17 protein-coding genes and 1 other RNA gene are annotated in these 14,948 nt (G+C 65.9%); 7 read left to right on the top strand and 11 right to left on the bottom strand.

Features of this window, described 5'->3' with window-relative positions; all coding sequences use genetic code 11:
• Positions 1–13 precede the first annotated feature (13 nt).
• Complete coding sequence (locus ACN0V4_RS14525; RefSeq protein ID WP_417677313.1) at positions 14–892, bottom strand: LysR family transcriptional regulator; 879 nt, start codon at positions 890–892, stop codon at positions 14–16.
• A 125-nt stretch (positions 893–1,017) separates the two neighbouring features.
• Here ACN0V4_RS14525 and ACN0V4_RS14520 point away from each other — a divergent pair, with 125 nt between their 5' ends.
• Together ACN0V4_RS14520 and ACN0V4_RS14515 are read left to right on the top strand one after the other, a co-directional pair.
• On the top strand, positions 1,018–1,227 hold the full coding sequence (locus ACN0V4_RS14520) for a DUF1127 domain-containing protein (protein WP_417677311.1): 210 nt from the start codon (positions 1,018–1,020) through the stop codon (positions 1,225–1,227).
• 309 nt (positions 1,228–1,536) lie between these two features.
• Entirely contained in the window at positions 1,537–2,274 is a 738-nt protein-coding gene (locus ACN0V4_RS14515) for a Bax inhibitor-1 family protein (protein WP_417677309.1), read from the top strand.
• A 60-nt stretch (positions 2,275–2,334) separates the two neighbouring features.
• Here the strand turns inward: ACN0V4_RS14515 and ACN0V4_RS14510 are convergent, their stop codons facing one another.
• The 8 genes from ACN0V4_RS14510 to gatC form a co-directional block, all read right to left on the bottom strand.
• Positions 2,335–3,084 (bottom strand): class I SAM-dependent methyltransferase, encoded by a 750-nt coding sequence (locus ACN0V4_RS14510; RefSeq protein WP_417677307.1) that lies wholly within the window; start codon positions 3,082–3,084, stop codon positions 2,335–2,337.
• Between the two features lie 78 nt (positions 3,085–3,162).
• Positions 3,163–3,660, bottom strand: a complete 498-nt coding sequence (locus ACN0V4_RS14505; protein WP_417677305.1) for a hypothetical protein — start codon at positions 3,658–3,660, stop codon at positions 3,163–3,165.
• 144 nt (positions 3,661–3,804) lie between these two features.
• A complete protein-coding gene (gene rpmG / locus ACN0V4_RS14500) occupies positions 3,805–3,972 on the bottom strand; it encodes a 50S ribosomal protein L33 (protein WP_084353547.1) in 168 nt (55 codons plus the stop codon).
• 207 nt (positions 3,973–4,179) lie between these two features.
• Positions 4,180–4,573: RNase P RNA component class A (gene rnpB, locus ACN0V4_RS14495), an RNA gene on the bottom strand.
• Between the two features lie 141 nt (positions 4,574–4,714).
• The gene (locus tag ACN0V4_RS14490; RefSeq protein ID WP_417677303.1) at positions 4,715–5,389 is read right to left on the bottom strand and encodes an N-acetylmuramoyl-L-alanine amidase; all 675 of its coding nucleotides are present in this window, start codon (positions 5,387–5,389) and stop codon (positions 4,715–4,717) included.
• Positions 5,390–6,160 carry a hypothetical protein gene (locus ACN0V4_RS14485; protein WP_417677301.1) on the bottom strand — a complete coding sequence of 257 codons (771 nt, stop codon included), beginning with the start codon at positions 6,158–6,160 and terminating at the stop codon, positions 5,390–5,392.
• 40 nt (positions 6,161–6,200) lie between these two features.
• The gene (gatA, locus tag ACN0V4_RS14480) at positions 6,201–7,691 is read right to left on the bottom strand and encodes an Asp-tRNA(Asn)/Glu-tRNA(Gln) amidotransferase subunit GatA (RefSeq protein WP_417677299.1); all 1,491 of its coding nucleotides are present in this window, start codon (positions 7,689–7,691) and stop codon (positions 6,201–6,203) included.
• A gap of 3 nt (positions 7,692–7,694) precedes the next feature.
• Entirely contained in the window at positions 7,695–7,982 is a 288-nt protein-coding gene (gatC, locus tag ACN0V4_RS14475) for an Asp-tRNA(Asn)/Glu-tRNA(Gln) amidotransferase subunit GatC (RefSeq protein ID WP_417677297.1), read from the bottom strand.
• Positions 7,983–8,163: 181 nt separating this feature from the next.
• Here gatC and ACN0V4_RS14470 point away from each other — a divergent pair, with 181 nt between their 5' ends.
• The 5 genes from ACN0V4_RS14470 (at position 8,164) to ACN0V4_RS14450 (ending at position 14,062) form a co-directional block, all read left to right on the top strand.
• Entirely contained in the window at positions 8,164–9,873 is a 1,710-nt protein-coding gene (locus tag ACN0V4_RS14470; RefSeq protein ID WP_417677295.1) for an ATP-binding protein, read from the top strand.
• A 208-nt stretch (positions 9,874–10,081) separates the two neighbouring features.
• A complete protein-coding gene (gene thrS / locus ACN0V4_RS14465) occupies positions 10,082–12,028 on the top strand; it encodes a threonine--tRNA ligase (protein WP_417677293.1) in 1,947 nt (648 codons plus the stop codon).
• A 140-nt stretch (positions 12,029–12,168) separates the two neighbouring features.
• Positions 12,169–12,474: a DUF2282 domain-containing protein gene (locus ACN0V4_RS14460; RefSeq protein ID WP_417677291.1), complete on the top strand. Its 306-nt coding sequence runs from the start codon at positions 12,169–12,171 to the stop codon at positions 12,472–12,474.
• Positions 12,474–13,328: a DUF692 domain-containing protein gene (locus tag ACN0V4_RS14455; RefSeq protein WP_417677289.1), complete on the top strand. Its 855-nt coding sequence runs from the start codon at positions 12,474–12,476 to the stop codon at positions 13,326–13,328. The genes ACN0V4_RS14460 and ACN0V4_RS14455 overlap by 1 nt, the downstream gene beginning before the upstream one ends.
• The gene (locus tag ACN0V4_RS14450) at positions 13,325–14,062 is read left to right on the top strand and encodes a putative DNA-binding domain-containing protein (protein WP_417677287.1); all 738 of its coding nucleotides are present in this window, start codon (positions 13,325–13,327) and stop codon (positions 14,060–14,062) included. Before ACN0V4_RS14455 ends, ACN0V4_RS14450 begins: the two co-directional genes overlap by 4 nt.
• On the opposite strand, the gene ACN0V4_RS14445 is transcribed toward ACN0V4_RS14450, so the two are convergent.
• Entirely contained in the window at positions 14,059–14,427 is a 369-nt protein-coding gene (locus ACN0V4_RS14445) for a hypothetical protein (protein ID WP_417677285.1), read from the bottom strand. The genes ACN0V4_RS14450 and ACN0V4_RS14445 overlap by 4 nt on opposite strands.
• A gap of 39 nt (positions 14,428–14,466) precedes the next feature.
• The gene (locus ACN0V4_RS14440; RefSeq protein ID WP_417677283.1) at positions 14,467–14,787 is read right to left on the bottom strand and encodes an arsenate reductase family protein; all 321 of its coding nucleotides are present in this window, start codon (positions 14,785–14,787) and stop codon (positions 14,467–14,469) included.
• Positions 14,788–14,948: the final 161 nt, after the last annotated feature.

The raw sequence follows: 14,948 nt of genomic DNA, 5'->3' as shown, positions 1-14,948 counted from the left end.
CCAAGCCAGCCCCCTAGCCCACCGCGCGCAGCGGGGCCCCGGCATAGCCCTGAATGGTCGAGCGGATCAGATCGGCCAGTTCCGCCACCAGCGGATCGGCGGCGCGATCGCGCATGTAGAGGTTGATCCGATGCGCCGGCAGCAACGGCAGGGCGCCGCCCGCGTCGATTCGCTCCAGATGCGGCGGTTCTGAGCCTTCGAGCATCGCCGTGATCGCCAGATCGGCGCTCACCGTCGCCTCGATGGTGCGATCCGATTCGGATTCCACTGCCAGCTCCCAGTCGATGCCGGCCCGGTTCAACGCCTCGATCGCCTCGGGGCGGAATATGCAGTGCCGACCGAAGGCCAGCCGCAACGGCCGTTGCCGCCAACTGGAACCGCCGTGCGCGCCCATCCAGTTCAGCGGCAGCTCGGCAACGGTCTCGGCCCCCTCGGCTCCGCGCGGCTCGGTGGTCAGGATCAGATCGCATTCGCCGCGGCTGAAGGCATGTTTCAACTGCACGCTGTAGGAAGAAATGAGCTGCACCTTGACGCGGGGAAAGGCGACGTTGAACCGCTGCAGCACCCGCGGGATCGCCGGATAGACAATATCATGTGGCACCCCGAGGACGATCTCCCCCTCGAAGGCCTGATCGGTCAGCCGTGCGATCACCTCGTCATTCAGCGCCACCATGCGGCGGGCATAGGTCAAGAGCTGCTCTCCCGCCGCGGTCAATGCGATGCTGCGCCCCGAGCGGTCGAGAAGCTCGAGTCCCAGCAGGTCCTCCAACCGCTTGAGCTGCATCGAGACCGCCGATTGAGTCAGGTGCAGAAAGCCCGCGGCCTTCGTCACACCGCCGTAATCGGCAACCGCTACGAAGGAGCGGAGCGTGGTCAGGTCGAGATTTCGCATGATCACAAACCTTGATGCCAGAGATCAAAAACATTCGCTTTCAAAATGAACCACGGCAGACCATATGGATCAAGAATTTTGATACGATCCGAAGACACATCACAAACATGGAAAGGAGATGTGACATGACCTTCATCACCGCTTCCGCCGGCCGCGGCAGGCCGCGCACCGCGTTGATTTCCCGCCTGGCGCATATGCTTGCCGTCCGCCGGCAACGTCGCGCCCTGCTGAAGCTTGACGACCGGGCACTGGAAGACATCGGCATCAGCCGCACCGAGGCCCGCGCCGAAGCCAACCGCCCGTTCTGGGACGCTCCGGAAAGCTGGCGCTGCTGATGCCGCAGCCCGCCTGGGGCCGGTTCCCTCCCCGGACCGATCACTGCCCCGCCCGTCCCGCAACCGACCGGGACTGACAGGCCGCCACCATCAAGGTGCGCGGTCTGTTCATTTGCCCCCTCTCCCTTTGCCAGCCCCCAAGCGGCCGCCGCCTTTGGCCGCCTCTCCCCGCCCCTGCGGTCGCGGCGCGGAACTTGTGGAAATTGCGCCCTAAATCCTTGAAAAGCCGCTCTGCGTCTCCAATATTGGAGGCAATTGCCGTTCCTTCCGCCGGGACGGTTCCAACAGGCTTTTACTTGGAGACCATCAATGGCTGAATTCGACACGATCAGGACGTCTGCCGGCGCACGCAGCGCCCAGATTGACGAGGGCCTCCGCGCTCACATGAACAAGGTCTACGGCACCATGTCCGTGGGCATGCTGCTGACCTTCCTGGTGGCCTGGGCCGTGGGCACCAGCCCCGACCTGCTCGGCGTCTTCCGCGATCCGATCACCCTGCGCCCGAATATCCTGGGCTGGGTGGTGATGTTTGCGCCGCTGATCATGGTCTTCGCCTTTGGCGCCGCGCTGAACCGGCTGTCGGCCGCTGGCGCGCAGCTGTTCTTCTATGCCTTCGCCGCAGTGATGGGTCTGAGCCTGAGCTGGATTTTCGTGGCCTTCACCGGCTTCTCGATCGCCCAGGTCTTCCTGGTGACCTCGATCGCCTTCGCTGGCATGTCGCTGTTCGGTTATGTCACCAAGAAAGACCTGTCGGGCATGGGCACCTTCCTGATGATGGGTGTGATCGGCCTGATCGTGGCCTCGATCATCAACATCTTCCTGGGCTCCCCGGCGATCATGTTTGCGATCTCCTTCATCGGCGTGCTGATCTTCGCCGGCCTCACCGCCTATGACACCCAGAACATCAAGGGTGTCTATCTGCAGCACGCCCATTCGGGCGACCGCGAATGGCTGGGCAAGGCCGCGATCATGGGGGCGCTGAACCTCTATCTCGACTTCATCAACATGTTCATGTTCCTGCTGCAACTGCTGGGCAACCGCGAATAAGCCGCAGGGAACATCCCAAAGCCGAAGGGCCGGTCACTGGACCGGCCCTTTTCTTTTGTCTCAGAGCCGCGTCAGCAGATAGAGGCGGGAGACATAGGGGAAGACCACCGTCTCGGCCCGATCGAGCCCGGCCTCGGCCAGAATCGCGGCGGTGCGCCGGCGCAGCTCCTGTTTCTCCGCCTCCGGCAGACCGGCGATATAGCTGACCGACAGCACCCGTTCGGCCACGGCGGCGGGCGACATCGGAAAGGGGTGATCCACGGCCACCTCGCGTTCGAGGCGAAAGCGCGGATCGTCGAGGATCCATCGCCAATGGCCGCTCTGGTGGCGTGGGGTCTGGCCGGCATGGGCGTCGATCATCTGCGACAGGGCGGCGACCCAGGGGCTGCGCGCATCGCGGATGTTCCAGATCAGCGCCAAGCTCCCGCCCGGGCGCAGCAGGCGGGCGATCTCGGCCACAGAGGCGGCATCGTCGAACCAGTGGAAGGCCTGGGCGCAGACCAGCAGGTCGGCGCACCCCTGCGGCAGGCCGGTGGCATCGGCGCGGGCGCAAACCGCTTCGACCTCCGGCAGGTCGGAAAGCGCCGCGAGCATCGCCGCCACCGGCTCGACCGCGATCAGCCGCGCCTCCGGCACCAGATGCGGCCGAAGCTGGCGGGTGAACTTGCCGCTGCCAGCCCCCAGTTCAACAACGCTATGCGCCTGCGCCAGCGGCAGAGCGGCGATCAGCGCCTCGGGATAGCCCGGGCGGCCGGTCTCATAGGCGCCGACGGCCTTGGAATAATTCATCGCGGTGGGATTGAGCGGCATGGTGACCTCCCCGTCTCTGGCCCATCTCAGGAGTCTCGCCGCCGTCATAGCCGCATCGCGCCCCTGGAACAGCCCGTCTCAGCGGCAATCGAGCGGCACCGCGGCGCCGATCTGGCGCGGGCGATTCTGCAGCGTCGCCGGCCCGGCGGCCAGACAGCCTGTCATCATCGGCACCGCCGTCACAAAGCGCGCGGCCGCACCGGCAGGCAGGTCGCCGCGCCGCCCCTCGGGCCGGCGCAGGACCGCATAGGGGCGCCCGTCGACCTCGACCAGGCTCAGCATCAGGGGGCTGCCCAGCAGCTCGACCGGCAGGGCGGTGGCAGGGCTGCGTCCACCGTTGTCGATCGCCTCCGCCGCGGCCGTGGCGGCCCCGGGCGCACTCACGGCACGCGGCGGCAGGGCGGCAAGCGCCTCGATCGGGCCCAGGGGCTGCGAGACGCCGCCCCCTGCCCCGGCCCAAGGCCCCGAAGGCTCGCCATCAATGCCGGTGAAGCCCACGCCGCGCGTCCCGCTTCCCGCGCTGCAGGCGCATAGCGCCACAAACAAGCTGCCGGCCATCAGGGTGAAACGGATCATCGCGGCTTTCTTCCCTCGCGCGGGATTGCTCCCGCCAGATTAGCGACTCGCCCCGGGGTGTGGCAAGCCGGACCCGCAGCAAGCAAAAAGGCCGCGCTTGCGCACGGCCCCTGCTTCCGGTCGATCCGGGATAGTCAGGCGATCTTACTTGATCTTGCCTTCCTTGTACTCGACATGCTTGCGCACAACCGGGTCGTATTTCCGCACCGCCATTTTCTCGGTCATGGTGCGGGCGTTCTTCTTGGTCACATAGAAGTGGCCGGTGCCTGCGGTCGAGTTCAGGCGGATTTTGATGGTGGTCGGCTTCGCCATTTGGTCTCTCCTGCGCCGGGCACAGCCGCGCCCGTAAAATTCTCATGAGGCCTGCCTTTTACTCAGCTATGGCCCCGAGTCAACCGCGATTTCGCGGATTTCACAACATCCCGGCCAGGTCTGGCGCAAAACCCTGCGGCACCGATCGCCCGAAGCCCGAAGCGGGCCGGAATCCCTGGCGGACTCCGCCCGTTCCGGAGAAAGCCCATGCGCGGAGGGCCTATAAGCCGGATTTTGTTCAGGGGTTGCCCCCGTCGACGACCATTCATCTGGGACGCGACTCACGCCGCGCCTCCTGCTGCCAACCCGACCCCTCTCGGCTGAAGCGGGCCTAGCGGCGGTTTCCCTTTCGGGGACCTGACCGCGCGGGGGTCCTATTCGGCATTGCTCCCGGTGGGGCTTGCCATGCCGCCCCTGTTGCCAGGGGCGCGGTGGGCTCTTACCCCACCGTTTCACCTTTTCCGCCCCGGAGGGCGGTAGTCTGTTCTCTGTGGCGCTTTCCGTCGGGTTGCCCCGCCCGGGCGTTACCCGGCACCGTTGCTTCAGGGAGTCCGGACTTTCCTCGACGGCACGAGACCGCCGCGGCCATCCAGCCCTCCGCGCGAGGGGCAGATAAGGGCGGTCGGGGGGGCGCGTCAATGGGGGCTGTGGGGAACGCCGCAGCAAGGCCAGCATCGCGCCCTCCCCGGACAGAGCCCCAGCCCTCGCAGAGGGCGCATCCAGCCCCGGCTGGAGCGCCGGCTCAGACCACTGCGGCCTGTGCCGCCACGAGCCCCGCCAGGGCGTCCATATCCGCCTGAGCCAGCGCGCCATGGCCCCAGGGGCGCAGCCGGTGGCGCACCGCCTCCAGCAGGTCGTCCAGCTCGCCGTCGCCGGGATAGCCTGCGGCCATAGCCAGCGCCCGGAACCCTTCGGGGGTCGTCCCCCCACCCGGCCCAGGCCGATGCGGCAGCGCCAGCCCCTGCGCCGCCAGCCGCGCCCAGTCGAACCGCGCCCCCGGATCGCACTTGCGCCCCGGGGCCATGTCGGAATGGCCGATCACCCCGGCCGGACCAATGCCCCAGCGCGCCATGATTCCGGGCAACAGCGCCTCGAGCGCGGCCATCAGCGGTTCGGAAAACGGGTGGTCACCACGATTGTCCAGCTCGATGCCGATCGAGCGGGAGTTCACATCACCCTGCCCGGCCCAGGTCCCTGCCCCGGCGTGCCAGGCGCGGGCGGCCTCATCGACCATCTGCCAGAGGGTGCCATCGGCGCCGATCAGATAATGCGCCGACACTTCCGCCGTCGGATCGCAGAGCCGCTCCAGCGCCGCCGCCGCAGTCTCCATCGCGGTATAGTGCAAAACGATCAGGGACGGGCTCAGCCCGCCCCGACGCGCCCCGAAATTGGGGGAAGGATGCCAGATCGGCAGCACTCAGTTGCTCGAGAGCGCCGCCTGCCGGAAGGGCGCCGGATCCCAGTTGCAGGCAAAGCCATCACCATCGGGATCAAGCCCCAGCCAGTCGCGCTCAGGTCCGCCCTTTTCCAGGAAGGCCATCTGCGCCAGATCGGCAGAGCCATATCTGGCACAGCTGCGCGCGGCGCGGCCCGGCACCTGCAGGGGGGAGCGGGAATAAAGCTTCATGCCGCGCGGGTTGGTCGTCCTCAGGGCGTATTGAACGATGTTCGGGCCGGTGCTGCCGGTGCGTGTCGGCAGGGCGGTGGGCTGTACCTGCTGATATTGCTCCCGGTTACGCGCCATCCGCTCGGCATCGCTCTGGATGCTTTCGCGACTGGCGACCGCCTTGAAGTCGTTTTCGTCGGAAATGCCCGAATTGCTGATCGCGGTGGGCACCGGATTGCTCGGGCTGGCCTGCAGCGGCGCGACCGGGGTGGCGACGACAGGGACTTCGCCCAGCGCCGCGGCGGCCTCGCGGGCGATCTCGGCGGCGCTGTCCTCGCCTGCGGCCATCTGCATCGACGATGCGCCGAGGGGGGCCTGCGTCGGCAATGTGCCCGCCGCCGCCAAGGGTGCCGAGGAAACCGCCGTCGGCGGCGCCATCAAAGAGGCCGTGGCGCCGGCAAGCTCCGCATCGCGGGTCCGCTGCGCATCCAGGGAACTGTTAAAGCCGGCCCCGCTGTCCGGAACCGCCGGGGCGCAGGCGCTCAATCCACCCAGAATGAGCGCCGCATAGAGATATCTCATGGCTGCCGTCCTGCCGTTCTTGCTTTTGCAAAACCGGGTCTTACCACCATTTCGCCGGTTTGGCCACAAAGCCCGCCGATTGTTCCAGTGCATAGGCGGTGTTCAGCAGATCACCCTCCTCCCACGGCCGGCCGATCAGTTGCAGCCCCAGCGGCAGACCCTGCGCGTCGATGCCCGTCGGCACCGCGACGCCCGGCAGACCGGCGAGGTTCACCGTCACCGTGAAGACGTCGTTGAGGTACATCTTGACCGGATCGGTATCCGCCATCTCGCCCAGACCGAAGGCGGCCGAGGGGGTGGCCGGCGTCAGGATGGCGTCGACGCCCTTGGCGAAGGCCGCCTCAAAATCCTGCTTGATCAAGGTGCGAACCTTGCGGGCGCGGTTGTAATAGGCGTCGTAGAAGCCGGCGGAGAGCACATAGGTGCCGATCATCACCCGACGCTGCACCTCGGCGCCGAAGCCTTCGGCGCGGGTCTTCTCGTACATCTCGGTGATGCCGTCGCCGGCGGCGAGCTTGGCGCGATGGCCATAGCGCACCCCGTCATAGCGGGCGAGGTTCGACGAGGCTTCGGCCGGGGCGATCACATAATAGGCGGGCAGCGCGTATTTGGTGTGCGGCAGCGAGATATCGACGATCTCGGCGCCGGCATCCTTCAGCATCGCGGCACCATCGGCCCAGAGCTTTTCGATCTCGGCCGGCATGCCGTCCATGCGGTATTCTTGCGGGATACCGATCTTCTTGCCGCGGATGTCGCCGGTCAGCATCGCCTCGAAATCCGGCACCTGGATATCGGCCGAGGTCGAATCCTTCGGGTCGTGCCCGGCCATGGCGCCCAGCATGATGGCGGCATCGCGCACCGATTTGGTCATCGGCCCGGCCTGATCGAGCGAGGAAGCGAAGGCGACGATGCCCCAGCGCGAGCAGCGCCCGTAGGTCGGCTTGATGCCCACGGTGCCGGTGAAGGCCGCCGGCTGGCGGATCGAGCCGCCGGTATCGGTGCCGGTGGCCGCCAGGCAGAGATCGGCCGCCACGGCAGCGGCAGAGCCACCGGAGGAGCCACCGGGCGTCAGCGCGGTTTCGTCATTGCCACGCCGCCAGGGGCTGATCACATTGCCATAGGCCGAGGTCTCGTTCGACGAGCCCATGGCGAATTCGTCCATGTTGAGCTTGCCCAGCATCACCGCGCCGGCATCGGCGAGGTTCTGCGACACGGTCGATTCATAGGGCGGCAGGAAGCCTTCGAGAATGCGGCTGGCGGCCTGGCTCGGCACCCCCTTGGTGCAGAACAGATCCTTGATGCCGATCGGCAGGCCGCACATGGCGGGCGCCTCTTCGCTGCCCTTCAGGCGCTGATCGGCGGCCTTGGCGCGCTCCAGCGCGATTTCGGGGGTCTTGTGCACGAAGGCGTTCAGGGCATCCGCCCCTTCGATCGCCTTCAGGCAGGCCTCGGTCAGTTCGACCGAGGTGACATCGCCCTTGCGCAGCGCGTCGCGCGCCTCGGCCAGGCCCAGCTTGTTCAGATCGCTCATGTCTTACTCCACCACCTTGGGCACCGCGAAAAACCCCTCGCGCGCGTCGGGGGCGTTGGCCAGCACCTTGTCCTGCTGGTTGCCGTCGGTCACCGCATCCTGTCGCCGTTTCAGCCGCATCGGCGTGACCGAGGTCATCGGCTCCACCCCTGCGACATCCACTTCGTTGAGCTGCTCGATGAACCCGAGGATGGTGTTGAATTCCGCAGCCAGTGCAGGCAGCGCATCCTCCTCGACCCGGATCCGGGCGAGCTTCGCCACGCGGGCGGCGGTGCTTTCGTCGATCGACATGAAGAACCCCTTGCTTTTCCAGCTCGGCGTTTACCCGTCTGACGCGCCGCCTTCAAGTCTGAGCACAATCCAAAGCCCCGCTTTGGCAGAGCTAACGATTGGTCAACCCTAAGGCTGCATGGTGGAGCAAAGGTGATTCTCCTGGTGTTGCATGGCTCAGTTGCCGAAGGTGTTGCAGGGTATGACAAGTTTTCTGGTGGATTTCGTATGGCCTCCACTCGATCCGGAGGATCGGCTCGGCACCGCGCGACGGCGCTTCGTGACCTGGGTTTCCCTTCTGGCGGTCTGCGCCAACCTGTTCGACAGCGTCGCCGCCTATGACATCCTGTATTCCGTCTCCCCCCTGCGGGCGCAGTGGAGCCTGTGGAGCACCCTGGCTTTCCTCTTCCCGCCGATCATGATCGCGCGGGGGCGCAACACCCGGCTGGCAACATGGTTCCTGCTTGCCATGGTCTTCTTCACCGTCAACCTCCAGGCTCTGTCGCCCGAGGGGCACCTGTGGGCCGCGGCGATCTATCTCTCGGCCATGCCGGCGCTGATCACCCTGCTGTTCGGCACCCGCATGGGGGCGCTGCTGTGCACGCTGGCGATCGTCAATGTCCTTGTCCTCGGCACGCTGACGGTGCCCCACTGGATCGCCTTGATCCTGACCAACGTCATGGCGGTGACCAGCGCCGGCACCTATCTTTTCATGAAGGAAATCGAGAAGACCACCGAACACCTCGAAAAACTCAGGCAGGAGGCGCAAGCCGCCAACAGGGCCAAATCGTTTTTCCTGGCCAATGTCAGCCACGAGATCCGCACCCCCCTGAACGGGATCATCGGCGCCGTGCAACTGCTGGCCGATCACCCGCAGAACGAGGAACAGCGCGAACTGCTGCACACTGCCGAGAAATCCGGCCAGACGCTGCTGCGCATCGTCAATGACATCCTCGACTTCTCGCGCATCATCGAACACGGGCTGACGCTGGAGAAACGGGTGTTCCGGCGCGAGGATCTGGTGACCAATGTGTTCTCCGCCCTCTCCTCCCAGGCCGATGAGAAGGGCATCAAGCTGGTGGCGAGCTATGGCGAGGATGTGCCGCGCTATCTGGTGGGCGATCCCAACCGGCTGGCGCAGATCGTGATGAACTACGTGGGCAATGCGGTGAAATTCTCGGATCACGGCAAGGTGGAGGTAAGGATGACCCGCCTGCCCGGAACCCAGATGCTGAAGGTGGCGGTGATCGACGAAGGCATCGGGCTGACCCACGAGGCCGCGCAACGCGTCTTCAACCAATTCGAGCAGGCGGAGAATTCGACCGCGCGGCTCTATGGCGGCACCGGGCTTGGGCTCTCCATCGCCCGCCAACTCGCCACGCTCCACGGCGGGGAAACCGGGGTGAGCAGCCAGCTCGGCCATGGCAGCACCTTCTGGTTCACCTTCCCGCTGATCGAGGGCGAGCGTCCGATCGAACAGGTGCAGGTGTCGGCCTCCCGCTCGGGGGCGCGGTTCGATCATGCCCGCGTGCTGCTGGTGGAAGACAACAAGACCAATCAGTTCATCGCCCGCAAGTTCCTGGCGCGACTCGGCGTGACCCCTGAGGTGGTGGCCGACGGGGTCGAGGCCATCACCTCCGCCGCGCGCGAGGAATTCGACCTGATCTTCATGGACATCCAGATGCCGCGCAAGACCGGGATTGAGGCGGCCGAGGAAATCCGCGCCGGCTCCGGACCGAACAAGCACACGCCGATCGTGGCGCTCTCGGCCAATGTGATGGCCGATCAGAAGGACAGCTATGCTCGCGCCGGTATGGATGGCTGTGTCGAAAAACCCTGCAAATTCGATGACATCGCCAGTTGCCTGCAGCGTTTCGTGCCGGATCGGGCGAACCAGGCCGCAGCCTCGTGACCCCCCGGGGCGCCGCCCCCGGACCCCGGCCGGCCCACCCCCTTCCGATCGCGGCACCACATCCGTCACGGCGCGCGCCCGCCCGCACCATGCCGCAATGCCGCACCCGGCTTGACTTGGCCCCTCGCCCCTGCCACATCAACGCCACACCAAATAACCCGCAACCGGGCGTTCCGTGGGCGCCAAACCGACGAGGAGCTGCCAGATCATGGCCCAGATTTCTCTCACTTTCCCCGATGGCAACCAACGATCCTATGACGCAGGCATCACGCCGGCAGAGGTCGCAGCCGATATCTCAACCTCGCTCGCCAAGAAGGCGATCAGCGCCATGGTCGATGGCAAGCACTGGGATCTGCAGTGGCCGCTGGATCGCGATGCCGACATCGCCATCAACACGATGAAGGACGAGGCCCCGGCGCTGGAGCTGATCCGTCACGACCTGGCCCATATCATGGCCCGCGCCGTGCAGGAGATCTGGCCCGCCACCAAGGTCACCATCGGCCCGGTGATCGACAACGGCTGGTATTATGACTTTGATCGCGCCGAACCCTTCACCCCCGAAGATCTCGGCCAGATCGAAAAGAAGATGAAAGAGATCATCAACCGCCGCGACCCGGTGACGACCGAGATCTGGGAACGCGCCCGCGCGATCGAATATTATCAGGCCAATAACGAGCCCTATAAGGTCGAGCTGGTGGAGGCGATCCCCGGCAATGAGCCGCTGCGCATGTACTGGCACGGCCATTGGCAGGATCTCTGCCGCGGCCCGCACCTGCAGAACACCGGCCAGGTGCCGGGCGATGCCTTCAAGCTGACCCATGTGGCCGGCGCCTATTGGCGTGGCGACAGCAACCGGCCGATGCTGCAGCGCATCTATGGCGTGGCCTTCCAGAACAAGGAAAAGCTCAAGGCTTACCTGACCATGCTGGAGGAGGCCGCCAAGCGCGACCACCGCAAGCTGGGCCGCGAGATGGACCTGTTCCACATGCAGGAAGAGGCGCCGGGCCAGGTGTTCTGGCATCCGAACGGCTGGAAGATCTACACCACGCTGCAGGATTACATGCGCCGCCAGCAGGAACGCGACGGCTATGTCGAGGTGAACACGCCGCAGGTGGTGAACCGCAAGCTCTGGGAGGCCTCGGGCCACTGGGAGAACTATCAGGAGAACATGTTCATCGTCGAAGTCGACGAGGACCACGCGCGCGAGAAGACCATCAACGCGCTGAAGCCGATGAACTGCCCCTGCCACGTGCAGGTGTTCAACCAGGGCCTGAAATCCTATCGCGACCTGCCGCTCAGGATCGCCGAGTTCGGGTCGTGCAACCGCTATGAGCCCTCGGGCGCGCTGCACGGGATCATGCGGGTGCGTGGCTTTACCCAGGACGACGCGCATATCTTCTGCGAAGAGAAGGATATCGAGGGCGAAACGAAGAAATTCATCGAATTTCTCGCCGGTATCTATGCGCACCTCGGCTTCCACGACTGGAGCATCAAGCTGTCGACCCGCCCCGAAAAGCGGATCGGCACCGAGGAAAGCTGGGATCACGCCGAGGAATCGCTGGGCAACGCCTGCAAGAAGGCCGGCTATGATTACGAGATCCAGGAGGGTGAAGGCGCCTTCTATGGTCCGAAGCTGGAATTCGTGCTGACCGATGCGATCGGACGGCAATGGCAATGCGGCACCCTGCAGGTCGACCCCAACCTGCCGGAACGGCTGGATGCGAATTACATCGGTCAGGACGGCGCCAAGCACCGCCCGATCATGCTGCACCGGGCGGTCCTGGGCTCGTTCGAACGCTTTATCGGCATCCTGATCGAGGAACACGCCGGCAAGCTGCCGTTCTGGCTGGCGCCGCGTCAGGTGGTGGTCGCCTCGATCACCTCGGAGGCCGACGATTACGTGCGCGAGGTTGTGGCCCTGCTGAAGGCCGGCGGGATCCGCGCCGAGGCGGATATCCGCAACGAGAAGATCAACTACAAGGTCCGCGAACATTCGCTGGGCAAGGTGCCGGTGATTCTCGCCGTTGGCGCCCGCGAGGTCGAGGATCGCACCGTCTCGGTCCGTCGGCTGGGCGAAAAGGAGACCAGCATGGCAACCCTGGTCGAGATCGCGGCTGAGCTGTCGAAGGCGGCAACGCCGCCCGATCTGCTGTAACCGCAAGCATTCCCGCTCTCTGCATCGGCCCGAAAGGGCCGGTGCCTTGGGAGAGGGCGCAAAATCCCCCCTATTCCCCGCGACAGCCGCCGATTTTCCTGCGACACTCGCGATAAATCATCCAAACGGAGGAAAACCGCATGTCCCAAGCCGTCAAATCGCTGGCCATCGCTGGCGCCCTCAGCGCGGCACTCAGCGCAACTCTTGGGTCCGATGCGCAGGCCCAAACCAAAGAGAAATGCTTTGGCGTCTCGCTGGCCGGGCAGAATGATTGCGCCGCCGGTCCCGGCACCACCTGCGCCGGCAGTTCGACCGTGGATTATCAGGGCAATGCCTGGAAACTCGTCAACGTCGGCACCTGCAAGGACATCTCGCTGCCGCCGATGGCGGACGGCACCCCGCGTCAGGGTGCGCTGAAGCCGCTGAATCGCGATATGCCTTCCTGATGACCGGCGCCGTGGCCGCGCTCTGCCTGCCCGATGCGGCGGGGGTGGGGTTCAAGCCGCAGCATTTCGCCGATCTCTGCGCCGCCCCGGGGGCGGTGCGCTGGCTTGAGATCCACGCCGAGAACTACATGGGCGCCGGCGGCCGGCCACTGGCGCAATTGCGCCATCTGGCGGAACGCTTCCCCATCTCGGTGCACGGGGTCGGGGCCAGTCTGGGCGGCGCCGCCCCGCTCGATCCCGACCATCTGGCCCGGCTGAAACATCTCTGCGACTGGCTGACCCCCGCCAGCTTTTCCGAACATCTCGCCTGGTCCAGCCATGCGGGCGCCTTTCTGAACGATCTCCTGCCGCTGGCCTATACCGATGCGACCCTGGCCCGGCTGGTCGAGCATATCGACCAGATGCAAGAGACGCTGGGGCGGCGGATGTTGCTGGAAAACCCCTCAAGCTATGTCAGTTTCGTTGAAAGCACCTGGGAAGAACCGGATTTTCTGGCCGAGCTTTGCCGCCGCACGGGCTGCGGGTTGCTGCTCGATATCAACAATGTCTTCGTCTCGGCCTGGAACCTCGGATTCTCGCCGCAGGCCTATGTCGATGCCCTGCCGCTGGAGCGGGTGGGAGAGATTCACCTTGGCGGCCATGAGGCGCAGCAGGACGATCAAGGCGCCCCGGTGTTGATCGACGATCACGGGTCGCCGGTCGCCGATCCGGTCTGGGCGCTGCTCGATTATACGCTCGCCCACAGCGGCCCGCGCCCGGTGTTGATCGAATGGGACAATGATATCCCCGACTGGCCGGTGCTCGCGGCCGAAGCGGCCCGCGCCGCACGCGCCCTGGAAAGCCTGCCGCGATGAGCGCCCGCGACGAGCGGCTCGCCCGCGCCCTGCTCGATCCAACCTCGCCGCTGCCCGAGGGGCTGTTCGACCGCCCCGGCCGCTTCGCCATCCATCGCAACACCGTCACCGTCGGCCTGATCGACGCGCTCCGCAGCGGGTTTCCGGTGATCACCCGCCTGCTCGGGGACGACAACATGAACGGGCTCGCCCGCCGCTTCCTGCGCGCCTGCCCGCCGGTGTCGCCGCTGCTGATGCTCTACGGCGAGGGCTTTCCCGAATTTCTTGAGCAGCAGCCGCAGCTTGCCGATCTGGGCTATCTCGGCGACGTGGCCCGGCTGGAGCTGGCGCTGCGCCGCGCCTATCACGCCGCCGATGCCACGCCCCTGCCGGTGGAGCAACTCGCCGCCCTGCCGCCCGAACGATTGGCCGAGGCGCGCCTCGACCTTGCCCCGGCGCTGCAACTCCTGCGCTCGCCCTGGCCGATCCTCGACATCTGGCGTTTCAATACCGAGGCGGACGCCCCTGCCCCGGCGGCCGTGGCACAGGATGTGCTGATCACCCGCCCCACCTATGACCCGCTCCCCCAGCTCTTGCCGCCGGGCGGCGCGGGCTTCGTCGCGGCGCTGCTGCAGGGGGCCCCGCTGGGCGCGGCAGAGGAGCGCGCGCGGGCAGAGGTGGAAAACTTCGACCTCACCGCCCTCTTCACCCTGCTGTTGCAGGGCGGCGCGATCATCGGGGCCGAGTTGCCCTAGAAATGCGCCTTCGGCTCGTCCGGCTTACCGGCGGCCAGCGCCAGCACCCCGCCCAAGCCGATGAAGGCGATCGGGAACATGGTGAAGACGTTGAAACCGAAGGCGTAATACATGCCCCCGGCCGAAATCAGCATCAGCAGACCGCCCAGCAACGCCCGGGCCCGAGCCATGGCGCCGCCGGCGATCGCCAGCAGCGGCGACAACAGCGAGGCGGTGCGGATCACGTCCACATTCGCCACCTGTTCGAAAAACCCGTCGACTTGGCCGAAGTGGTCGATCGCCACGGTATAGCCATAGCTGAAAAAGCCCACGATCATCCCGACGATCCCGCCGATCAGACCCAGTACCAGGGCAGCATTGCGCATTGTCTTGGTCTCCTTGACGATTGGCAGATAGGTATCGGCTCAGGCGGCGCCAAGGGCCGCGCGGGTTTCCGCCGTCCAGCCCAGGTGCATCTGCCCGTCGCCGTCGACGACCAGCGGCCGTTTCATCAGCGTCGGGTGGGCGCGCAGAAGGTCGAGCGGGGCGCGCGTGCGCTCCGCCTCGGACAGCTCCCGCCAGGTGGTCGAGCGGGTATTGACCAGCGCCGCGCCGAACTGCGCCAGCGCCGTCTCCAGCACCTCGGCCGGCATGCCGTCGGCGCGGACATCGACGAACTCCGCTCCCGGCAGGGATTTCAGCGCCTTTCGGCAGGTGTCGCAGGTCTTTAGCCCGTAAAGGATCATCTCTGTCTCCGTTGCCCGATGAACGCCTCTTGCGCAAATATCCGGCATCCTGGGCCGCTGCATCCCCTTTTCCTTGATTTTTATGGGTTCCATGCGATCCTTTTTCTGCGTTGCCGCTGATCAGACGCCGCCTTCGACGATCTTGAGCCGGTCATCTGTGC

The sequence above is a fragment of the Pseudodonghicola sp. genome, assembly GCF_048268305.1.
Classification (GTDB): Bacteria; Pseudomonadota; Alphaproteobacteria; order Rhodobacterales; family Rhodobacteraceae; genus Pseudodonghicola.
Note: the sequence above shows the minus strand (reverse complement) of the source record. Positions and strands in the feature narration are given on the sequence as shown.